A 21,493-nucleotide genomic window follows, 5' to 3' on the forward strand; every position below is an offset into this window, starting at 1 on the left:
GGGCGACGTACGTCCGAACCATGTGACCGGCGTGGGCGAACTCCGGTGACGTACGGCGATTCCGGCGTCGCACGGCCAAGAAACCGGTGTACGACCAGGGCGACGGCGGGGCCGCCACCGGCACGGATGTGCGTGCCGGCGGCGGGTGACGTCGTCCAGGTCATCTCATGGCGGGCGCGCCGACCACCGAGAGGGTGCCGGCCAGGTAGGCCGCCCGGGAGGCGTGGCGCTGGATCTTCCCGCTGGACGTCTTGGGGATGGTGCCGGGGTGGACCAGCACGACCTCGCGCACCGACAGGCCGTGGGCCTCGCCGATCGCGCTGCGGATCAGATCGGTGATCTTGTCGGAGTCACCCACCGCTTCCGGGGCCATCTCGGCGACGATGACGGGCTGTTCGCCCTGCACTCCACCGTCCACCGCACTGTCCGCTGCGCCGTCCACCGCACTGTCCACGGAGAACGCGGCGGTGCAGCCGGGGCGCAGCGCCCCGTGGGACATCTCGGCGGACAGTTCCAGGTCCTGCGGGTAGTGGTTGCGTCCGTCGATGACCATCAGGTCCTTGAGACGGCCGGTGACGAACAGTTCGCCGTCGCGCAGGAATCCGAGGTCGCCGGTCCGCAGGAAGCGGCCCTCGCGGTCCTTCAGCGTGGCCCGGAAGGTCTCGCGGGTGGCGAGCGTGTTGCGCCAGTAGCCCTTGGCGACGCTCGCACCCGCGACCCAGATCTCGCCGACCTCTCCCTCAGGCAGCGGCTCCTGCCGCTCGGGGTCGGCGATCACCACGGTCATGCCGGGACCTGGCCGGCCCGAGCTGACCGCCGCCGCGTCCGCCGCCCCGGCGTGCGGCCCGGTCCCGGCGGCCTCGACGAGGGTGGGCGGGGTCTCGACCGTACTGCCGGTGACCATGAGGGTGGCCTCGGCCAGGCCGTAGCACGGGTACAGGGCCTCGCGGCGGAAACCCGCAGCGCCGAAGGTCTCGGTGAAGCGCCGCAGGGTGGCGGCCCGCACCGGTTCGGCCCCGTTGAAGGCGACCTTCCAGCGGCTGAGGTCGAGGCCGTCGAGGAGTTCGGGGGTGGCGTGCTTCAGGCACAGCTCGTACGCGAAGTTGGGGCCGCCGCTGGTGTGCGGGCGGTAGCGGTCGATGGCGGTCAGCCAGCGCTGGGGCTGTTGCAGGAAGTGGAGCGGCGAGAAGAGCGTGGCGGTCACGCCGAGGTAGACCGTGTTCAGGACCGGGCCTATGAGACCCATGTCGTGGTACACGGGCAGCCAGCTGACGAACAGTTCGTGGTCGTACTCGGCGATCACGTCGGGGGTATGGCCCATCCGCTCCGTGATGACCCGCTCGTTGTCCAGCAGGTTCCCGTGGGTCACCATCACACCGCGCGGGGCGGAGGTGGACCCGGAGGTGTACTGGAGGAAGGCGACCGAGTCGGCGGTGAGGTCGGGTTCGCGCCAGGAGCCGGCCGCCTCGTCGGGGATGTCCTCGGTGGCGACGCACGTGATCTCGGCCAGTTCGGGCAGATGCTCCGACATGGCGCCGAGAGCGGCGATCACCTCACGGCCGCCGAGGATCACCTTGGCGTCCGCGTCGGCGATCAGCCGCTTCATCCGGGTCAGGGCGCGGTGGTTCTGCGATCGCCCCTGCGGGGGTACGCCCGGTACGGCGACGACTCCGGCCGAAAGGCAGCCCAGGTAGCCGCAGATGAACTCGAGCCCGGGCGGATACAGCAGCAGGGCGCGGGAACCGGCCAGACCGCGCTCCTGCAGCCAGGCGGCGACGGCCCGGGACCGGCCGGCCAGACGCCCGAACGAGATGTCCTGGATCTCTCCGTCACAGTCGCCCGTGACGAGATAGCGGTAGGCGGTGCGGTCGGGCTGTTGCGAGGCGTGCAGGGTCAGTAAATCGACCAGGGATCGAGCCATTTGAGGAGTCTCACCTGTTCGGATAAATGGGCGAGGAAAAGAGAAGGCCAGAAAACTGGAGCCCGAAGACCGGCCGCGTGATGCGTACGCAAAGACGCCGTGGCCGCCTGGCCCCCTTGCCAGACATGCCCACACGACCAACCTGCCGAGGAGCAGCAGCGATGCGTACGCCGGCTCCTCGTGCCCCCCGTTCGGCTTGCTACCGACGAGTAGGACGATAGCAAGTCTTTTCGGCTCGACAGATGTAACCCTGGGTATTTCAATAGGCAATTGAATGATCTGACGCCCAGTTAGAGAAACGTGTCACCGGCGTGCACGGTTGCGCTTATCTGGATACACGCGTCTGATGCCCTCCATTGCGGACCACTTGGTATGTGCCGCAGAACACATCCACCACGCTGCTCGCCTGATCCCTCGTCAGGACTTCGGCATGCCCGTGCGCCCGGCCGGCATCGCGCGAAAGCCGGGAGCAGGGAAGCCAGTTCAGTGTGTGCGGGGTCCCACTCCGCCGGAGTCCGCACGGCCCGACGTGCGCAGCGTGCCGACCGTCTTCAGCAGCCGGTCGGCGGGTTCCCGCAGCTTGGGATGGGCCAGGACCGTGTTGCGCAGGCCCCGCACCGGTCGGCGCCACAGCCGGTGTGCCGCCGCCACCGGGTGGGGGCGGGCCGCGAACCCTTCTCCCACGCGCAGTTCACGGGTCTTGAGCCAGTCCTTGTACTCCTTGTCACCGCGTCCCAGATCCAGGAGCGTCACGCCGTGCCGGCCCGCCGCCTCGGCCATCCGAAGATGCATCATCAATCCGGGCGAGTAGCGGTGGAATTCGGGGTCGTACGCGGTGAACCAGGCCGCCAGCACCGTGCGCGATCTTGGCCCGAAGTGTGCGGCCACCGGCCGGTCGCCGGCGTACACCACGGACAGGACGCCGGTGAAGTGCTCCTCGCGGACCTGGAACAGATGGTCCACCAGGTCGACGATCCACGGTCGTGCGAACCGGTCCATCCGCCCCGTTCTTCGGTACTGGGCGGACTTCCACTGCATGAGCTGGTGCAGCACCTCCGGGTCGCGCTCGTCGAAGACGAACCGCATTTCCCCTACCTCACGCCCCACGCGGCGTTCCTTCTTCAGCGTCGTCTTGGCCAGCCCCGGGTACGCGCCGCGCAGCCACTCCGCGTAGCTGCCGTCGCCGGGCTTCACGTCGATCACCGGTGAGGCGAACGTCCCCGTGACATGTCTGCCGAACGGCTTCTGCTCCTCGACGAGATGATCGAACTCGAGGATGGACAGCCCGCAGGCCCGCAGCAACTCCTCGGTGTCCCAGGTGACCCCGGGACGGTGCACGAGTGCCTGGCAGTCGGACAGGCCCAGCCCGACGGCCCGGCCGACGCCGAAGACGTTGCGCTCGTACGGGAGGAAACCGACGGGCTCCCCGTTCTCGTGCAGGACCGCCACCCGCGCCCCACCGCGGTACTTGCCGATCCCGATCGCGAACTCCGGCGCCAGGAAGGGGTTGGCGTATTCGGGCGACTCATCCATCGCCTGGTGCCACGCCTTGCGCAGCGAGACGCTCAGCTCGTCGAGCCTGTAGATGGTGATGTCCACCTCAGATCAACCGCCCTTCCGCAGAACCCGCGAGGAACGTGCCGGTCACAGCACAGGCCGGTGAGATGTGTGGATCATTGCTCATGGATCGCATGGACGACCGCTCCCCCCATGACGCGCTGTACGCGTCCCGCCACTTCTTTGGCTATCCGAGATCCACGCCGTACACACGCTCGTTCCGCGGTCGCGACCGAGATTTGAACGGTGCGGCGGGGCTCAAACGTCGCGAAACAGTACGCACGCTGTCAAGAGCCCCTACCGCATCGGAAAGCTGTGGATTGAGCGACCGGGTCCGCTCTGGGCCACCCGACCCGCGACTCCTGGCCGCCGTTCGGGCTGCTGTGAGCCTTCGTACGGAGTAGACGGTCCGTACGCGCAAGACCCCGGCATGGGGTCCTCCCGCGGTCGTCGGGCGGGGTGTGGAGGATGCGCCGCGGTGAAGTGGCTTGAGAGGAGCGGTGGTTACCGCTTGGCGCCGGTCTTGAAGGTGCGGCGCGCCCACACGTAACCGACCAGGAAGAGCGCCACGCACCAGGCGAGGCCGATGGCCGCGCTGGAAGGTCACATGGCTTCGGCCCCGGCCCCGGCGCCGTCCGGCAGGAGGGCCAGGAGCTGCCTCGTGTGGCCGGGCAGCTCCACTTCCGCGAGGCCCGTGATGAGGTCCCTGAGGGGCACCGTCTGATCGACCAGGACCTTGCCGTTGGACAGGAGCAGAGTGGGCACCAGGGTGTCGAGTTCGGCCTCGCTCAGCATCGGCCCGCCGAGTGCGCAGAGGGCGTCTCCTTGGTGGCGGATGCGGTCCTGGAGCCCCGCGTTGCCGCCGGCGAGCGTGATGACGCGTTCGATGGTCCAGGTGTCGTGCGCCATGCGGTTGTCATACGTCGTGTTCGCTCCCGCGGCGACGCAGGAGACGGCGGCGATGGTGGCGGCGTTGACGATGGCGACGTGCGCCAGAATCTGCTCAGCGTTCCACTCGCCGGCCGGCGGGGCGGGGTTCGTGTCGCCGGAGTCGGCCACCGTGGCAGCAACGTCCAGCAGCGCGCGGTAGGCGTCCCGAAGCGGGGTGGCATCCATCGTGTTGTCCTCTTTCTGCGGTCGTGCGCGGGGCGAATACGGGAAGGGTTGTGGCGAGTGCGTCTCAGGCGTGCCCGGGGGACATCTCCCATGGCGCCTGCGGGAGGACATCGCCGGTCTCGAGCAGCGACTTGAGGTTCGCCAGCACGGCCGGCCAACCGCTCGAAATGCCCTGGAGCATCTCCTGGTTGGGGAGATTCTCGTGGGTCACGGTGAGCCGGACGATGTCCTGGTGCGGTTCGACGAGAAAGGTGACAACCGACGGTTCCCTTGGCGTTTCGGCGTCGGGGGTGTCCTCGAAGGTGATGACCAAACACGTCGGAGGCTCCGCCTTGATCACTTCACCGACGACATCGACGGCGCCTGATCCGTCAACGCGTCGGTGCTCCCAGGCCGAGCCCGGCTGCCAGTCCGAAATGTTGGCGTGCCCCCAGTAGCGCGCCGTCAGGTCTGCGTCCGTCAGGGCTTGCCACACCTGCTCCGCGCCCGCACGGATGTAGGTGACGTAGACGTAGGTCGGTACGGACGTGGTTCCGTTGGTCATGGCGTACTCCTCTGCCTGGTTCTTGATGACGCTGATCGCCTGCCCGCTCAAGAATGCCGAGATGCCGTGTCGCCGACCGGCGCGCCATGCCCAAGCGCTCACACAGCTCGCGCAGCCCTCGCTTCGAGGCTCACACTCCGATTATGCAGGTAGTTACCTGCATAATGTCAACGATGAGTCGTCCTTGGCCTTCTTTCATGGCTCGCGGAACGCCACGGTGGCCGTCAGCCACCTCGCTTGATCTGCGTGAGGATGGTCCTGTCGGTGATCTTGGTGTCGGCGGCCAGCAGGAACGCCTTGCTGAGGATCAGCGAGAGCCGGTCGTCCTCGAACGGCAGGAACACCTTGCCGTCGCTCTTGGGGCGCGACGGGACGATGCACAGGTAGGAGTCGTCCGGCTCCATCAGGATGTTGGCCGAGCCCAGATGGATCTTGTACGTACGGAGCCCGCCGCGGACCACCAGGAAGCGGCCGTCGAGCGCGCACCGGTCGGCGATCTTCAAGCGCGGCAGGATCCGTTCCAGCGCCGCGCGCCGGACCTCCGCGTTCGCCGTCAGCTCACCGAACGTGGTTGTCCGCCAGTAAGCGGCATAGCGGTCCTCGCCCCGGTCGGCCCACTCGGGATCCGCCGCGATCGAGGTCACGCCCACGAACAGATCGACGTCCCGCATCGCCTCGCTGAACACCAGCGGCGGAACCTCGGCCAGCGGAACCTCCCGCCGGCGTCGGCCGTCACGCCGCTCGAACCGGACCTGGTCCGTCGCGGCGTGATCGGGCGCGTAGTCCCCGTAGTCCTCCGCGGCAGGTTCGTGGAAGAAGCACGCCCGCCACTCGCCGTCCCCGAGCTCGACCCGTGCCCTCCCCTCGTAGCCTCCGTCGTACCGGCCGAGGAAGTTGGCCTGCCATCCGCGCTCCTTGAACAGCGCGTAGAGCCGTCGGTAGTGGACGATGTGGGCGGCGAACCGGTTGGAATAGACGCCGGTCTCCTCCTCCGCCGGAGTGAGCAGATAGATCTCCCTGAAGGCCTGTTTGAACGGCTGCCGCAGCCGCTCGGCGACGATCCGCTCCCGCCACGCCCTGATCTCGTCCGTCGACGCCCTGATCGGATGCCACAACCGTGCGCGCGCCGGCTCGCCGGGCGGTTCGGTCATGGGCGCCGCCGCGTGCCACACGCCGTCCGAGTGCTGGAACTCCCAGATCAGGCCGCGGACGAGGACCCCGGTGACCGGATGGTCGCGGTAGTAGCGGCACCACTCGTCGTACGGCCACTCACGCCCGGCCGACATCAGCGCCTCGACGCGGGCCCGCTCGCCCGAGAGCGTGCCTCGTATCTCCTTGGCCAGGGCTTTCAGCTGCTTGAGTTCGTCCGGGAACCCGTCCTTCACCGCCGCCGGGGCCGTATGGAACAGGCGCCCGTCGGGGCCCGCGAAGGTGAGCCGCACCGTCACCGCGTCCTCGATCACCACCCGTACCCGGTATCCGCCCAGCTCGTGCTCGAGCGAGCCGCCCGGCGCCAGGCCGTGGTCCGGCACGCTGCGCTCGACGAGTTGCCCCGCCGTGATGCCCTGCCGGTCGGCGGCCGTCAGCAGAGCGGTGTCGAGCTGCTTGCGCAGAGCCCGGTGCTTGATCCGGGACTGCAACCGCCACAGCGCCTCCAGGGCGGCCGGATCGTCGATCTCGGCGAGCGCGTTGATCGCCGCGCCCGCGAGCTTGAGGTCCTCGATCACGTCGGATCCTGGACCGCCTGCCCCCAGGCCGAGCGCGCAGAAGTACGGCACCGAGGCCGGGCCGCCGGTGAGCGCGGCCGCCCAGACGACGCCGCGCGCCAGGTCGCCATCGCTCTGATGAACGACATAGTGGTAGTGGTACTCGCCCATCCAGGCGGTGTGCGGACCCTGTCCGCTGCTGCACAGCGGATCCCCCTCGGCCAGCCCCCGCAGGATCTCGACCGCGAGGTCGCCCACCGCCGCCGCGTCCGCGAGCGCGCGGCACGTCCGCCGCCACCCGCTGCGCGGGACGCGGGCCCGACAGGCTCGCCAGGTGCCGGACGAAGCCGGCCAGCTCGGGCGTCGGCGAGGCGCCGGCCCGGTCTCGCAGTGGGGCGGCCCAGGGGGCGGACGAGGGGATCAGTCCCTCGGGGATGTGCGCCTCGTCCACGCTTTCGAGCAGCGTACGGAGGCGCTGGGCGAGCGGCCCGCGCAGGCGCGCCGGGACATCAGTGTTCATGAGCTCCGCATGGGCGTGCCGCAACCAGGGCGCGACCGCGCGGCGACCGTCGGCGTCAAGGCACTCGGCCGCGTTCAGCGCCGTCCTCAGCGATTCGGCGAACGAGTGGCCCATGTCGTACTCGGTGACGCAAAGCAGCATCACGGCGACCTCGTCCGAAGTCCAGCCGCGCACCCGCGAGATCAGCGTCCCTATCTGAGTGCCGTACTGCCAGAAGCCGGTACGGTCGAAGCCCGCGGCCAGCAGGAGGCACAGGACCGCGGCCCGGCACTCCTCGTCCGCGCAGGCCGCGAGCCGCCCGTCGATCTCGTTCTTGGTCGCCGCGCACGCCGCCTGGAACCGCTCGTACCCGCCCTCCCCCACCCACGGGACGGCGTCCCACCGAAACTGCGCGCGCTGGCGTTCCAGAAGGTCGACGAGCCAGCGGACGCGGCCGAGCGCGGCAGACCTCACCTCGTCGAGCGAGTCGTTCCTACGGGATTTGGCCACCAGGGCGTCGTAGAGCATGGCCGGGATCATGGCAGAGGGGACTGACAACGCGACCAACCCGCCGGATCCACACGTCGGTTCATGTGATCCGGCGTCCAACTACCGGCGACCCGAAGGCTCCGGAAGCCGCGGCGGACCCGGCCGAAGCCTCTCGGCCGGGTCCGCCGCGGGCCGCTCCAGCCGCTCCCCTGGGCGGCAGTGCACCGGCCTACGGGGCCCAGGCGTGCGCCGACACCGCGCGGAGTCCGGCTCGGCCGGGTGTGGAGCAGGCGCCGGCGGCGCACGCCGTGAGCCACTGGTCGAAATCGGCGTCGTAGCGGGTGGCGATGTCGGAGCCGTAGACGGCGTATCCGCCCGCGTAGTCGCCGACGCGGAAACGGGCGAGCATGCGGTGGATGTCCGTCGGGTGTTGCTCGAACATGTAGCGGACCGCGAGGTAGCCCCAGGGGTAGGTGCGGGTCACGTCGCTGTTGGCATAGGTGTTCTGGAACAGCGTGCTCAGGAGGTAGCTGTGCTTGCCCGCCTCCGCGACCGCCTGCTCGTCGGTGATGCCGCGGTAGCCGTAGGAGACGTATTCGGCCAGGCCCTCGATCCACCAGACGTCCGGCACTGATGTCTGCTGCGCGAAGTCGCCCTTCATGTCGTAGCGGGCGTCGAGGAAGTGCGTGTACTCGTGGTTGAGGTTCCAGATCCGGGCCGTGAAGCCGTCGTCGACGTTCTTCTGGTACATGATCGCCAGCGGTTGGTTGGCGGGGTCGGACGGGTCTCCTGTCAGGGTGATGCCGCCGTTGTCCGTACTGACGCCGAAGATCGCCCCGGCATACGTCTGGTAGTCCGCGCGGCTGGCGAAGACGACGAGTTGGAGCGTGGACACGTACTGGCCGGGTATGGGGCCGTCGTCCTTGACCAGGTTGTCGAAGTACGGGTCCTGGCCCAGCAGGTTGGCGCACACGGCGTCGAGTTCGTCGGAGGTGAGCGCCTGGGTCCGGACGGTGTGGGTCGCGTCGCAGGTGTGGGTGATCGGCAGGGCCGCCCGGGTCAGCCGGCCCGTCAGGTCACAGACGTCGTAGTACGAGCAGTTGAGGTGGTCGTAGTAGTCCGCCTGCGTCGCCACCGCGATCCACAGCCCGGCCGTGGGGCCGGTGAGCTCCGACGCGTTCAACAGGTCCAGGGTCAGGGGCCGGACCGTCGCCTGCAGCACCGTGTGTTCGACGTAGCGGGCGAGGTTCATCCCGGCGTTGGAGTCCAGGTAACCGCGGTCGGTCCCGAGCAGGTCCAGGTGCCCCAGCGCGAACGTGTGGAGGGTCCGGACGATGCCCGGGTCGGCGGTGACCGCGTTGACGTAGTCCGTGTTCCAGTTGCCGCGCCACAGCGGGGTGTAGACGTCGTTGACGGCCGCGAGCATGCTGCCGATGGCGTCATAGGAGCTGTCGTATCCGTTGAGCAACCGCCGGTAGACCTTCAGATAGCGGGCCTGCTGGTCGGCGCTGTCGGTGAGAATGACGACCTCACCGAGCACGTCACCGTTCGCCGCGGTGACGTCCCTGGAGTGCCGGTTGGCGAAGAAGGCGTCGAGGCCGCGGGTGGTGGCTGCGGCGAGGGTCGCGCCGTAGGGGCCGACGTCGGCCGGGTCGTTGAACTGCACGTAGTAGCCGGCGCGCAGGAACAGGACGAGCTGCCACACCTGGGACGAGTTGTCGCCTCGATAGCGTTGCGCCTCTCGCGTGAAGGCCTTCGCCAGAGTGACCATCTGAGACTCGCGGAAGATGTCGCGCGCGTCGGAACCGGTGACGGCGAACAGCGTGTTGACGCAGCCCGTGGTCGAGGCCTTGACGAACGCGACGAGTGCGGGTCCGATCCTGCCGGCGAAGTCGCCCGGAGTACAGGAGGCCGCCTTCGGTGTGGTCCTCGTACCGGTCCCCGAGCTCGGACGGCCCCGGGAGGGCGTCGGCGTCAGGGGAGGCAGCTGGGCCGCGGTGAGCGGTCGGCCCTGTACGGCGGGACGGTCGGCGGCACCTGCGGTCGAGCCGGTCGGCGGCGGGGGTGGCGTCGCCTTCCGGGACGCGGTCACCGCGGTGGTGCCGTCCCGAGCGGGGGGTGCCGCGAGCGCCGGCGTCGAGAGCAGGCCGGCGAAGGTGACGCAGACGGTGAGGGCGCCGGCCATGCGTCTGGGCAGCGCGAAGCGGTAGCGCATCTGGACTCCTCCACGGATGGATGCGCCTCGATACGGGTGTTGAGGCGTGTGTGGCACCTTCTCAACACCGACCCGCCCCAACAATGGCGTGTGACATAGCACATGGCATCGGTGAGCCATAACACCGGAGCCGCCCTAGGCCCCGGTCACGCTCCAGGTGCGAGCGGCCCACGCCCTCAAGTGCGGTGACTGGCCGACGAGTTCGCGGTACGCGGAGGCGGCGCAGTCGAACAGTGTCTCCGCCACTTCCCCGGCAACCGCGTCGCGCCGCCAGGCCAGCACGTAACGGCACCACAGCGGCGTACCGATCAGCGGTTTGATCACCACGTCCGGGATCGGTCGCAGCGTCGCCTGTACGACAGACACACCGAGGCCCGCACCGATCATGCTCTGCAACTGCAGCTGGTCGCCGAGGAATTCGTGCACGGCGACCGGCGAGAAACCGGCCGCTTCACAGGCGGTGTAGAAGACTCGCGGCCAGCCGGCGCCGTCGTCCGGCGTCAGGAACCACGCGTCCTCGGCCAGGTCGGCGAGCGAGACCTGAGCGCGGTGTCTGAGGCGATGCCGGGACGGCAGGGCCACGAACGTGGGCTCGGTGACGATTCCGCGGTGCGTCACCGCGTCCGAATGCCTCAGCTCCCTTCCGGGGTAGTCCGCGGCGACCGCCGCGTCCACCGCGCCCTCCTCCAGGAGTTCGACGATCCGCGAGGAGGCGTACACACTGCTCACCGCGAGCGGCACATCCGGCAACCGGGCACGGACCCGGGAGACCATGCCCGACAGCACCGGGGAGTTGGTCGCCGCCACGCGCAAGGTCCGACGGGTTCTCGCGGCTTCGCCGGCCGGACGGCATCCGATCGCGGCGGCACGGGCCAGGACGTCGCGCGCCTGAGCGACGACCTCGATGCCGTACGGTGTCAGCCTCACCCCCGCCGGCCCGCGCTCGAACAGCGACTCGCCGAAGTAGCGCTCGATCCGCCGGAGTTGGGTGCTCATGGCCGGCTGCGAGTAACCCAGGTCCGACGCGGCCCGGCCCACGCTCCCCGCGTCGGCGATCGCGCACAGGACGCGCAGATGCCGAAGTTCCAGCTCCATCCGTCCGCTCCCCCGTCCGTCCACCCGGCCGGCCCCACGACGTCATCGTCACCGTGGCGTCTCCCCGGCGGGCCGATGCCGGTCCGTGGTCGCGGCCGGCGGACAGGAAGCGTTCCATCGCGTCGCCGCAGGCACAAGGCACATGTCCGCCACCGTCCGGCGCGACGCGGACACCGCGACACCAAGACCGAGAGAGCGGTGATCCCGGGCTCAGTGCCCGCGGAACGCCTCCTCGAGCCACCAGGCTCCTCGGTCTGCGACGACCTTCGCGTCGATGAGCAGAGGCGCGGAGCGTGGCCCGGCGACCCAGTCCTCGACCGCCTTCAGATCCGCCCGGGTGCGCACGGTCACCGCTTCGAAGCCGTACCCGCGCGCCACGGCGGCGACGTCCGTCGGCGGGAACTCGACTGTCTCCAGCGGATATCCGTCGGGCCCGAAGTGGTGCACCTCCGCTCCGTAGGCGTCGTCGTTGTACACGACGACCACCATCGGCAGTCCGAGCCGGCGTACCGTGTCGAGTTCCGCGGCGCCCATCATCGCGCCGCCGTCCCCGAGCGCGGCCACCGGAAGCCGGTCCGGCTGCGCCAGTGCCGCACCGATCGCGGTCGCCAGCCCCAGGCCGATCGACTGGAACGCCTGGGTGAAGCACAGGCCGTTCTCGTCCGGCACCGACAGGTACATGCTCGGGTAGCCCATGAAGTTGCCGGAGTCCACGCCGATCACCCGTTCCGCGGGGAGGATGTCGTCCAGCGCGATGCTCAGTGTGCGCGGGTCGATCCGCTCGCGGCTGCTCGTGTCTTCGTAGGGCACATCCCGCCACCGCACGCGTGCGGTGAGAGCCGCCTCGATATCGGCGGTCCGGTAGCCGTTGCGACATCCGCCGGCCCTCGCGAGCGCATGCCGCGCCGTCAACTCCACGTCGCCGGTGACCCCGAGGTCCACTTCCCGATGCGCACCGAGCGCGGACGCGTCGTCGTCGACCTGGACGACGGTGGTGTCCGCACCGATCAGCCGGCCGTGGCGCGTGGTCCACATGTTGAGCGCGCAGCCCCATCCCACGATCAGGTCGGCCCCCTGGATCAGCTCGGCGGCCAGCGGGGACGCGAAGCCTCCGGACACGTCGAGCGCCCACGGATTGCCGTGGAACAGGCCGCGGGCGACGGCCGACGTCGCCAGCAGCGCGCCATGGCGTTCGGCCAGCGCCGCCAAGGCGTCCCGGGAGCCGGGTGAGCGCGCTCCCCGGCCGGCCACGAAGACCGGCCGCCGGGACTTCTCCAACACCTGCGCAAGCGCCCCCACATCGGCCGACTCCGGTTCGACCGCGGTCCGTTCGGGCGGCGCCACGGCCAGGGCGGGTGCGCCTTCGGGTGCGTCGCGGGCCTGTACGTCCAGCGGGAGGTTGAGCAGCACGGTACGTCTGTCGTGCCGAGCACGTCGCAGCGCGTCGCAGGCCTGCGCGACGGCGCCCGCCGCCGACGTCACGCGCGCCGTGACCGCGCCCACCGATCGCGCCAACGCCTCCTGGTCGACGTAGAAGTTGGATCTCGGCTCGGTCGCCTCGGCTGCCAGTACGAGCAGCGGTGTACGGCTTTTGGCCGCCTCGGCGATACCGGTCATGGCGTTCGTCAGGCCGGGTCCCTGGTGAACGCTCAGCGCGGCCACTGTGCCGCTCATCCGGCTGTAGGCGTCGGCCATCGTCGCCGCGCCGCCTTCATGGCGTGCGGCGACGAACCGCGAGCCCTCCGCGACCATGGCATTGGTGAGATGGAAGTTGCCCGATCCGACCACACCGAAGACATGGCCGACCCCGGCCGCGGACAGCGCCCGCCCGACGGCCTCCGCGACTTTCACGAGCGCTCCACCAGCGCGAGCACCCGCGCGGGAGCCCCCGACCCTGTGACGATGGGCAACGGTCCCGCGATGACGACACAGCCGGTCGGCGGCAGCAGCTCCAGGTTCCGCAACTGGGTCAGCCCGTACTTGTCACTGCCCATGAGAGAGGAGTGACACGGGAACACCGGGTCGAACGCGTGCGCACGTCCCGCGTCGGTGCCCACCGTCTCGACTCCGAGGCCGATCACCGGCGACTCCTGAGCCACCCAGCGGGCGCACTCCGGCGACAGGCCAGGGGTGTGCGGGCCGTTCTCGTCGGCGTTGAGGAACGCCTCCTGCGAGTGCGCGCGGGCGTCCCAGCCGGTGCGCAGCAACAGCCATCCGCCGTCGGGCAGCGGCCCGTTCACGGCTTCCCAGGCCCGCACGTGATCCACCTCCACGAGGAAGTCCGGGTTCTCCCGCGCTTCGGCGGTGAAGTCCAGCACGGCGGCCGGTGCGATCAGCCGACGCGCCGGCACCGATGCCACGTCGGAGAGGTCCTTCCCGGTCACCCAGTGGTTCGGGGCGTCGAAGTGGGTCCCTGTGTGCTCGCCACTGCGGAAGTTGTTCCAGTACCAGGCCGGCCCCCGTACGTCGTACCTGCTGATCTCCTCCAGTTCGAACACCGCCGTCTGGCCGAACTCCGGCGGCAGTTGGATCACCGGTGTCGACGACGACAACGGCGACGTGAGGTCGACGACTTCGATCGACCCACTCCGCAACCCGGACACCAGCGAGGCGAGGACGGACAGCTCGGGCATGAGAACCCCCTGAAGCAAGGCGGAACTGACAGCATGCCAGTCTGATATGACGGTCGTTCAGATGCGGCCGGAGTACAGGATCAGTGCTTGGCGAACTGGACCCGGGTCGGCTGCGCGGCGTTCGGCCGGATCGCGATCTCGTCGACGGTGAGTCGTTCTCCGAAGATGTCGGTGATCCTGATCGCGCCGCCGCACCCGGTGCCGTCGCCGGAAATGAAGTAGTTGTAGTCGGCGCGCGACAGCTGACGCCAGCCGCTGCCGGCACGGACCTCCAAGCGGGCCACCGGATTCCGGTGACCTATGACCTGGATGCCGCACCAATAGCGGGTGGACCCGGTCTTGTACCGGATCGACATCGTGCCGGGAGTGCTGGGGCTCACCAGCTTCCACGTGATCGCGATCCGGCCGCGCGACGGGGCCGCGAGCTTGGCGAACGCCTCTGCGCTGAGGTCGATCTGCCCAGGTGCGCACTCCCCTGGGCATTCGTTGGTGATGCGGACGGTGATGGAGGCTCCGTCGGCCGCGCGGACGGACACATACGCGCCGCAGGCCTTGGCCGACTCGTAGTCGGTGGAATTCATCGCCCCGGTCATGACATCACCGCTCGGGTCGTACAGGCAGGCGCCTCCGCCGTCCGCGTCATAGAAGGTGGCAACTCCCTTGTAGGTGACGGCGGGCCGTATGCGTCCCGCCAACGGTGCGCCGGCGGACGCCACTTGCGGGGTGTCCGCCGCTGACGGCTTCACCGACGTGGCGGTCGGCGCCGTCCGCGGGGTGCTCTTGGCCGACGGCTTCGCCGACGCGGTGGTCGCGCTGCCGGAGGCGGTCGGAGACCCCGTCGCGCGCGGGACGTTCGCCGACGTACCGGCGATGGGGGTGGCCGCGGCGTGCCTGGCGTCGGCCTCATGGCCAGGGAGGAGCACCAGGACCAAGGAGACGACTACGAGAGCCGCGGCCGCCGATATGAACGGCCAACGCCTGTACATCGGACCTCCTTGACGGCCATCACCCATGGTCGTGAGTGACGGGGGGCAGCGATCGTTCCAGACCCGGGGGCACGACGGCAAGCCCGATCCCGGGGCGTACTTGGGGCCGAGTGCGGTCCCGGGAACCTCCTGGTGAGCTGCTCGCCGAAGAAGACGAGGAAGCGGCGTACATCCGCGACGCCGAGGGATTCGAGCCGCTTGGCGCCGAGGATCAGCATCAGGTGGAGCCGGACGCGTGCCTCGTACTTGTCGCATGTCCTGAGTTTCGTCCCGTCATGCTTCCGTGTTGCGCAGGCAGCGGATGTGTGTTGGTCACCCGGCCACGGCGCTGAGGGTCGGCCCGGAGATGGACATGTCGCCGCTGAGCTGGGCGACCTGTGAAACGGTCACGTTCTCGAAGGTGACTGTGCGGGTGGGAACAGCGGGGTGGGAGAGCCACGGGGGCAGCGCGTCGGGCGTGACGATGACGCTGCGGTCCGCCGGGAGCGGAGCGCCGCCCAGTCCGACGAGCGTGCCGGACAGCTTCTGGATGTACAGAGTCACCACGTCGTTGCCTCTGACCGTGGATGTGGTCGCGGGCTCGGCCCGCAGACGCATCGCCGCGCGGCCGCGGCCCGCCGTCAGGTCGAGGTCGCCGAATTCCATCGACCGTGCGGTGAACTTCAGCACCCGCTTGGACCCTGCAGCAGTCCGGACGGTGACCACACCGCGGAAGGCACTGCCATGGAGCACGAGTCTGTCGGCACGCAGCACCCACGGGACGTTCGCCGGACGAGCCGGCAGTCGGTCGACCGGCGTGCCGGCACCTGCTGGTGCCTTGGAGGTGCGGATGCCGCCAGGGGCGAGCAACGCCTTCGAGGCCGCCGGTGTGGCGACCTGTAGGACCAAGGACAGGGCGGCCACTGCCAGCGCGCAGGCGAGGGGCCGCAGCAGCCGACCGGCCGAGCGGCTCTTCACCGCACTGCTCAGATGGCAGGGCTCGGACTCCGGCCCGCTGGCCGCACAGCCGGTCAGGTCGTCACTCGCCACCGTGCTCCTCACCCGCGGGGATGGTCGTTGATGCACGGTTCGCTGCGGGCAGCGACTCGGCGGCGCCCGTCGGAGGAACCCAGGCACAGGCCAGGGATCCGCCGATCAGGCCGGAAATCAACCCGATGAGGAGGCCCCCGAAATTGGCGACGGGAAACGAGATGAGGGCAAGCAGAATGACTGTGATCCCTGCGAATACGCGCACCTGCTGGTGGAACCAGAGGGAGATGGCCAGGGCCACGAGGAGAACCCCGATGATCAGCGACCCCGCGCCGGCCGAGGTGGACAGTGCCAGTGGGATGGCGCCGAAGTTCAAGTGCGCGTACGGAAAGTAGATGATGGGCAAGCCCGCCGCGAAGGTGAACAGCCCTGCCCAGAAGGGACGTTCGCCCCGCCAGGTCCTGAATCCCCGTCTGGCGTCGGCGGCAGCGACACGCAAGTTTCGGCGTCCGCCGAATAGTTCGAAGAACACGTGGGCTTTCCATGATGTCCGGCGGGCGGGAGTGTGCGGCGAGCGGGCGCGGAAGGTGCGGGCTCCGCGCCGATGGGTCAGAAGCACTCGTGGCTGCCTTGCTTGAGCTGCACATCGAGGCCCGGAACGTTGAACGTTGCGGCCGAGACTGCGACCGTAGTGAAGCGCACGTCGCTCAGGAAGGCCGAGTCCGCCTGCTGAGCGACGCCGTTGGGATCGAAGAACCGGGAGTTCCTGTCCTCCGGACGGATCGGGCCCTTGCTGACCGCTCCCGCCGCCACACCGATGTCGAGGTCGTCGAAATTCGCCTGTCCGCTCGACAGTGATGTCGCGTCGAGGAACAAGTTCTTCGCCTCGACCGGCCTCCGTTCGCCGCCGGTGATCTTCAGCGTGTACGGGCCCAGGACCGGGATCGGGACCACCACGGACTGGCACAGCCCGCTGATCTCCGCACGTCTGGCCCCGGTGACCACGACCGGCACGGGGGCACCCTTCCTGGTCACGTCCACCATGCCGTAGATGCTCAGACCACGGACGTCCAGAGTGTCCAGGGCCACCTGGAACTTCTGGCCGGAGATGAGGAACGACGCGGCCAGTGCTCCTTGCGCCATGCCGATACCGAGAGCCGCGACGGCCATGACACTCGGGACGAGAACGGCGGCAAAACGCTTCCAGGAGGTCCTGCCGGCGCGGTGCAGCATCCCGTTTCCTCCGGTCACGATGTGGGCTCGCCGATGCCAGACAGGGGTAGGCGACGTCCCTCTCTCTAGTGGCGGATCCTAGGCTTCCCGGTGCGGCAGCGGACGGCATGTCAGGTCGGCCGGATGGGTGATGCGGTTTCCGCTGCGGCATCCGGATGACACGCGGTGCGGTGACGTGGTCGATGTCTGCGATCTGCAGACGATCGCCGAGCCGAGTGGACGCACGCCGGGTCTCTGCTGCGGATGCCGTACCGCATCGACCCCGCCGTGCGGGGTCGCACTCGTCGCCCGCTCCACCGTCGGTTCCAGAGGCGCTGGAGAGGTCGTCCGAGCCGCTCTTCCGGGGTCTTCACCCGCCATGACGGTGTCCCGAAGGTTATGGCGCCGCCCGCGACAATGGCGCTTCCCGCAGCTCGCCTAGGGGCGTTCGAAGAATTGCAGCACACCTCCGACCGAGAAGCACAACGCCCCTGTAAGCGTGCCCCAGTTGGCGATGTCGGCATTCACAAGGCTTTCGGTGGCGGGACGTGTGAAGGCAGCCAGCGCCGAAATCAGGAAGAGCACGGACCCGAACTGATTGATCGCGACGATCCACCAGCCGAGGTCGCGGGCACGGACGCCTGGCCGGCCATGGCAGACCTCGACCAGCGCAAGGTGCCCCGAAATCAGAAACAGGATGCACCCGACCATGTCGGGGGCCCAGATGAGTCTGTTCACCTGGTGGAGCGAGAGCCCCTGAAGCAGGGAGTTCAGCAGATTGATGCCGAACACCAGCGTTCCCACGAACAGCAAGAAGGTACTCAGCCAGTCGATCCGGGTGGGCTCGTAGCTCCACCATCTCCAGCGCCGTGCCGCCAGCGCACCAGCTTCGCTGTCCCGGCGAGGAGCATTGATCGCCTGAAGCAGCGAGGCGTAACCACCGGTGTTGAAGAAGAGGCCGCCCGCGAAATAGATCCAGGCGCCCGTCGCGTCGCCCGAGCCGAACTGAGCGACTCCGGCCCCGAGGGCGAAGAGGGCCCCGCCAACGGTGAACGCACCCGCAGCAACGTCGTTCAGCCTGCGCAGTCGGCCGACCGACACCCTGTCTGCTCGCCGGGAACGGAACTCCGGCTCACCCGCGGCGCGTACGGCGACCAGGCCACGCTTACGTGCCAGGCGCGACTCCCAGACCGCAGTGCCCCCATCCACGAGCCGCCAGGTCAGCCGGGTTGTGAACGGCCCCGCCCCTTCGGAGTGCTCCTCGTGCTGGCTCATCCGCCGACCCCAGATCTCCCGTGCGAAAACTCCCTTTTGTCGACTATGCCAGGGAGGATGACAGGAAGCCGCAACGGTGCGGCCGCTCCCCGCAAGTCGGCGAAGCCATGCGCGGGCACCAGAGGCTCAATGTGGGCTAAGCCTGGTGCACGTCGTCGTGCACCAGACCGGCTATGTGGGCGATGAGCGTGTCGAGGATTTCGGTCCAGGCGGACTCGTCACCGAGCACGAGGTAGTTGAGGGTCAGGCCGTCGGTCATGGCAGCCAGATAGCGGGCCAGCACCGGGACGGGCACGCGGAGTTGGAGTCCCATGCTCCGGGTCAACTGGTCGATCAGAGCGGCGTACGCGTCGCTGTACAGCTCGTACTGCCGTCGGGCCAGGTGCTCGAACCCCGGCTGGCGCAGGGCGTATTGCGTCAGTTCGTAGGTGAGCATGTGCTCGTCGGGGTGGGCGCGGACGTGGTCCCAGTACGCCTGGAAGCCGGCCCGGACCGTCTCCTCGAGCGTGGCCCTGGGTCGCAGCGCGTCCTTCACCACTGTCACGGAGTGGTCGGTGAGGGTCGTGATGACGGACTCGACCAGGGCCTGCTTTGAATCGAAGCAGTAGTGGAAGACGCTCAGGGACACGCTCGCCTCGGCGGCGATGGACCGGGTCGTCGTCTTGGCGACGCCGTCCCGGGCCATCGCCCTGATCGCTGCTTCCGTCAGCTGCCGGCGCCGTTCGGCCAACGGCATCCGTGCCATCCGCGTGTCCTTCGTGCTCGTGCCGCAGCTCAGCTGCTGTGAACGCCTACTTCGTAGAGCGAGTATCCCCAGCCGGTGCCGCGTTCCAGGCCGTGGATGCGGACGTAGCGGGCCGGTGTGCCGGTGAACAGGGCCGTGTCCAGGCCGCCGTCGCCGGACGTCGTGGACCAGGCGGTCTGCCAGTTCGTTCCGTCGGTGGAGAGTTCGATGCGGTACGACTTCCCGTACGCACGCTCCCAGTCGAGCGTGACGCGCCCGACCAGGTGCGTGGAACCAAGGTCGATGCCCAGCGACTGGTCGTCGCTCCAGTCGCTGGCCCAGCGGGTGTCCCGTGTGCCGTCCACGGCCCGGCCCGGTGCGTAGCTCGTGAACGGATTCCACTCGGCCGAACTGGCCGTGGCCGCCGCGCCCTTGGCGAGGTTGACTCCGGCTTGGTGCTTCTCGGTCGCGCCCCATGTGTCGAGGTAGGACTCGGCGCCCCGGAAGAGGTCGTTCACCACGTCCTGCCCGCCGACGAGCCGGATGTCCTCGATCCAGTCCGGCACGAGCCCGTAGTGCGCGACTCCGTCGGTGTTCAGGTCCCAGGTGCGCTCGCCGGTGGTCTGCCTGTCGATGACGGAGCCGCCGTCGACGCTGCGGAAGGGGTACGTCACCTTGTTGGCGGCGTCCGCGCCCCGGGGCCCCGGCCAGCCGCCGACACCGTTCATGTCCGTGCCGTAGCCGTAACCGACGTCGTACTTGTCCCGCAGCGCCTTCGTGCGGTTCGCCTCGGCCACGAATCCCTCCGAGCCGTGCATGTACTGGGCGACGAAGCCGCCGAGGCCGTAGACCCGCTCGGTCCAGTTCAGATCCATCCAGCTGTGCGAGGAAATCACGCCGGGATACGAATCGGCCTCGAAGATGTCGAGCGCGCGGCCGACGGCCTTGACGCTCATATGGTCGATCTCCAGCATCATCTTGCGTTTCATCATGCCGCGCACGGCGTACTCACCGAGGTCGGTGAGACCGCGGGTGTTGCACTGGGCGTCGTCGGCGTACGAGGGGACCTGCACGCCCGCCGGGAGTTCCGCCTCGGCCTCGGACGCCGAGGCTCCGTTGATGGGGTTGTCGTGCTGCGGGCCCGTGCACTTCTCCGTCTTCCAGAAGGTGCCGGTCGACAGGAACTGCCCCACGTTGATGGCCGTTCCGAGCGCGCCCTCGTCGAAGCGGACCCCGCACAGGGCGTTGTCGAACTTGTGGCACAGGAACATGCTGCGCACGCCCAGCGAGTACAGCTCGTCCAGCCCCGCGTCGATGTCGGCCTTGCTGCACTGAGCGATGTCCAGGACCTGCTTGCAGCCGAACGGCTCGGAGGTCTCGACGCCCAGGATGACCGCCAGTTTGCCCTGCTTGATGACCTCGCGGGCCTGCGCGCTGTCGGTGACGATCCGGAACCATCCCTTGCCCGTACCGCCGTACATCTTGTCGACGTACGCCTGCAGGTCGTACGACAGCTTCGCCTGCAGCCGGATCGACGTCATCTCGTCGCAGCTGCGGTCCTTGAAGAAGTACACCGAGCAGATCACACCGTTGGTGACGAGGTCGTTGACGAGCACCCGCTGACCGCCGCGCCAGGCCCGTTCGACCCAGGCGTAGTAGTTCTGCTGGTGGGTCAGCGAATCGTGCGCGGGCCAGTCCTTGAACGTGGGCCAGCCAACCGGGTCGTGCCGGCCGTCACCGCCCTTGGTGATGAAGTCGAAGACCGCGAGCGATCCGTCGGGGTAGTGCTCGGGGCAGTCCTTGAGCGCGTCGGCGATCCCGGCCTCGGAGAACGTCTTGCCGCAGATGAGCCGCCCGCCGAAGGCCTCGTTGGCGAAGAGGTGGTCGTGGGCGTCGACGAAGCCGCGCACCTCTCCTGCAGCGTTCGTGCCCGTGAACGGCTCACCGGTGACGTTGATCTGGGAGTCCGGGGTGGGGCGTGCGGCCGGAGTCCACCAGTCGTTGCCGGCCGCCGAACTCGGCGTGGGACCGAGGGCCATGGCCAGCACGAGGAGGAGCAGCGACACAAGAGTGACGTCTTTGCGCCTGCGGTACGAGCATCGATCCATGATCACTACCCACATCCCTCGGTCGGCGGGGATGACGCGGTCAACGAGCAGGCCGGCGGGGGTCCGGAGACACTCCTCCCGACTTGTCATGACCGGTGCAAGTTATGCGACGAGGATCACGGCTGACCCATTCCGAGTCAAGAGTCCCGGACGATTGACCTGATGACCCCGTGACGCCCGTCCCCTCGGCCGGAGCATGTGGCCCGGGTCGGGAAACCTGGATTCCTTGGCCGTCACAGCAGTCGCCCCTTCGCATCAGCGCATCGCCGTCGACGACGGTCAGGTCGGCGAGCCGGCCTTCCTCGACGGTGCCAAGGTCGCGGTCGACGCCGAAGAGGCGGGCGGGACGGTCACCGTACGCAGGGCCTGCGCCGGGGACAGGCCGCCCCGGTGCGGTGATGGTCGTGGCAAGGAAGGTACGCCGGGCATTCCCCGTAGATCGTC

17 protein-coding genes are annotated in these 21,493 nt (G+C 68.9%); 1 reads left to right on the plus strand and 16 read right to left on the minus strand.

Going from position 1 to position 21,493, the window contains the following annotated elements:
* Nucleotides 1-160: 160 nt before the first annotated feature.
* From AB5J50_RS06815 to AB5J50_RS06835, 5 genes are all read right to left on the minus strand, one after another.
* Nucleotides 161-1,921 (minus strand): fatty acyl-AMP ligase, encoded by a 1,761-nt coding sequence (locus tag AB5J50_RS06815; protein WP_369255859.1) that lies wholly within the window; start codon nt 1,919-1,921, stop codon nt 161-163.
* Nucleotides 1,922-2,404: 483 nt separating this feature from the next.
* On the minus strand, nt 2,405-3,520 hold the full coding sequence (locus tag AB5J50_RS06820; RefSeq protein WP_369255861.1) for a GNAT family N-acetyltransferase: 1,116 nt from the start codon (nt 3,518-3,520) through the stop codon (nt 2,405-2,407).
* 561 nt (nt 3,521-4,081) lie between these two features.
* Nucleotides 4,082-4,594, minus strand: a complete 513-nt coding sequence (locus AB5J50_RS06825; RefSeq protein WP_369255863.1) for a hypothetical protein — start codon at nt 4,592-4,594, stop codon at nt 4,082-4,084.
* 64 nt (nt 4,595-4,658) lie between these two features.
* On the minus strand, nt 4,659-5,138 hold the full coding sequence (locus AB5J50_RS06830) for an SRPBCC family protein (protein ID WP_369255865.1): 480 nt from the start codon (nt 5,136-5,138) through the stop codon (nt 4,659-4,661).
* A 224-nt stretch (nt 5,139-5,362) separates the two neighbouring features.
* On the minus strand, nt 5,363-7,102 hold the full coding sequence (locus AB5J50_RS06835) for a DUF4132 domain-containing protein (protein WP_369255867.1): 1,740 nt from the start codon (nt 7,100-7,102) through the stop codon (nt 5,363-5,365).
* A 76-nt stretch (nt 7,103-7,178) separates the two neighbouring features.
* On the opposite strand from AB5J50_RS06835, the gene AB5J50_RS06840 reads away from it, so the two are divergent.
* A complete protein-coding gene (locus tag AB5J50_RS06840) occupies nt 7,179-7,898 on the plus strand; it encodes a hypothetical protein (protein WP_369255869.1) in 720 nt (239 codons plus the stop codon).
* Between the two features lie 163 nt (nt 7,899-8,061).
* Here the strand turns inward: AB5J50_RS06840 and AB5J50_RS06845 are convergent, their stop codons facing one another.
* From AB5J50_RS06845 to AB5J50_RS06895, 11 genes are all read right to left on the minus strand, one after another.
* Nucleotides 8,062-10,047, minus strand: coding sequence for a collagenase (locus AB5J50_RS06845; protein WP_369255871.1), 1,986 nt, complete (start codon nt 10,045-10,047; stop codon nt 8,062-8,064).
* Between the two features lie 135 nt (nt 10,048-10,182).
* Nucleotides 10,183-11,142, minus strand: a complete 960-nt coding sequence (locus tag AB5J50_RS06850; RefSeq protein WP_369255873.1) for a LysR family transcriptional regulator — start codon at nt 11,140-11,142, stop codon at nt 10,183-10,185.
* A 210-nt stretch (nt 11,143-11,352) separates the two neighbouring features.
* Nucleotides 11,353-12,993, minus strand: coding sequence for a thiamine pyrophosphate-binding protein (locus tag AB5J50_RS06855; protein ID WP_369255875.1), 1,641 nt, complete (start codon nt 12,991-12,993; stop codon nt 11,353-11,355).
* On the minus strand, nt 12,990-13,775 hold the full coding sequence (locus AB5J50_RS06860) for a cyclase family protein (protein WP_369255877.1): 786 nt from the start codon (nt 13,773-13,775) through the stop codon (nt 12,990-12,992). The genes AB5J50_RS06855 and AB5J50_RS06860 overlap by 4 nt, the downstream gene beginning before the upstream one ends.
* Before the next feature lie 80 nt (nt 13,776-13,855).
* Nucleotides 13,856-14,761, minus strand: a complete 906-nt coding sequence (locus AB5J50_RS06865) for an expansin EXLX1 family cellulose-binding protein (protein WP_369255879.1) — start codon at nt 14,759-14,761, stop codon at nt 13,856-13,858.
* Between the two features lie 312 nt (nt 14,762-15,073).
* Nucleotides 15,074-15,790, minus strand: coding sequence for a hypothetical protein (locus AB5J50_RS06870; protein ID WP_369255881.1), 717 nt, complete (start codon nt 15,788-15,790; stop codon nt 15,074-15,076).
* Nucleotides 15,780-16,262, minus strand: a complete 483-nt coding sequence (locus AB5J50_RS06875) for a DUF6114 domain-containing protein (RefSeq protein ID WP_369255883.1) — start codon at nt 16,260-16,262, stop codon at nt 15,780-15,782. Before AB5J50_RS06875 ends, AB5J50_RS06870 begins: the two co-directional genes overlap by 11 nt.
* A gap of 77 nt (nt 16,263-16,339) precedes the next feature.
* Nucleotides 16,340-16,963, minus strand: coding sequence for a DUF6230 family protein (locus AB5J50_RS06880; RefSeq protein WP_369255885.1), 624 nt, complete (start codon nt 16,961-16,963; stop codon nt 16,340-16,342).
* Nucleotides 16,964-17,380: 417 nt separating this feature from the next.
* Nucleotides 17,381-18,217, minus strand: coding sequence for a hypothetical protein (locus AB5J50_RS06885; RefSeq protein ID WP_369255887.1), 837 nt, complete (start codon nt 18,215-18,217; stop codon nt 17,381-17,383).
* A gap of 136 nt (nt 18,218-18,353) precedes the next feature.
* Entirely contained in the window at nt 18,354-18,962 is a 609-nt protein-coding gene (locus tag AB5J50_RS06890) for a TetR/AcrR family transcriptional regulator (protein WP_369255889.1), read from the minus strand.
* 29 nt (nt 18,963-18,991) lie between these two features.
* Nucleotides 18,992-21,049, minus strand: coding sequence for a discoidin domain-containing protein (locus AB5J50_RS06895; RefSeq protein WP_369255891.1), 2,058 nt, complete (start codon nt 21,047-21,049; stop codon nt 18,992-18,994).
* Nucleotides 21,050-21,493 lie beyond the last annotated feature (444 nt).

The organism is Streptomyces sp. R35 (assembly GCF_041053035.1).
In the GTDB taxonomy this organism is placed as follows: Bacteria; Actinomycetota; Actinomycetes; order Streptomycetales; family Streptomycetaceae; genus Streptomyces; species Streptomyces lutosisoli.

What these genes read in the sequence shown, in the direction of transcription:
- AB5J50_RS06845 (WP_369255871.1), bottom strand. Translation starts at nt 10,047, where the DNA reads ATGCGCTACCGCTTCGCGCTGCCCAGACGCATGGCCGGCGCCCTCACC.
- AB5J50_RS06880 (WP_369255885.1), bottom strand. Translation starts at nt 16,963, where the DNA reads ATGCTGCACCGCGCCGGCAGGACCTCCTGGAAGCGTTTTGCCGCCGTT.
- AB5J50_RS06895 (WP_369255891.1), bottom strand. Translation starts at nt 21,049, where the DNA reads ATGGATCGATGCTCGTACCGCAGGCGCAAAGACGTCACTCTTGTGTCG.
- AB5J50_RS06885 (WP_369255887.1), bottom strand. Translation starts at nt 18,217, where the DNA reads ATGAGCCAGCACGAGGAGCACTCCGAAGGGGCGGGGCCGTTCACAACC.
- AB5J50_RS06830 (WP_369255865.1), bottom strand. Translation starts at nt 5,138, where the DNA reads ATGACCAACGGAACCACGTCCGTACCGACCTACGTCTACGTCACCTAC.
- AB5J50_RS06890 (WP_369255889.1), bottom strand. Translation starts at nt 18,962, where the DNA reads ATGGCACGGATGCCGTTGGCCGAACGGCGCCGGCAGCTGACGGAAGCA.
- AB5J50_RS06860 (WP_369255877.1), bottom strand. Translation starts at nt 13,775, where the DNA reads ATGCCCGAGCTGTCCGTCCTCGCCTCGCTGGTGTCCGGGTTGCGGAGT.
- AB5J50_RS06825 (WP_369255863.1), bottom strand. Translation starts at nt 4,594, where the DNA reads ATGGATGCCACCCCGCTTCGGGACGCCTACCGCGCGCTGCTGGACGTT.
- AB5J50_RS06850 (WP_369255873.1), bottom strand. Translation starts at nt 11,142, where the DNA reads ATGGAGCTGGAACTTCGGCATCTGCGCGTCCTGTGCGCGATCGCCGAC.
- AB5J50_RS06815 (WP_369255859.1), bottom strand. Translation starts at nt 1,921, where the DNA reads ATGGCTCGATCCCTGGTCGATTTACTGACCCTGCACGCCTCGCAACAG.
- AB5J50_RS06865 (WP_369255879.1), bottom strand. Translation starts at nt 14,761, where the DNA reads ATGTACAGGCGTTGGCCGTTCATATCGGCGGCCGCGGCTCTCGTAGTC.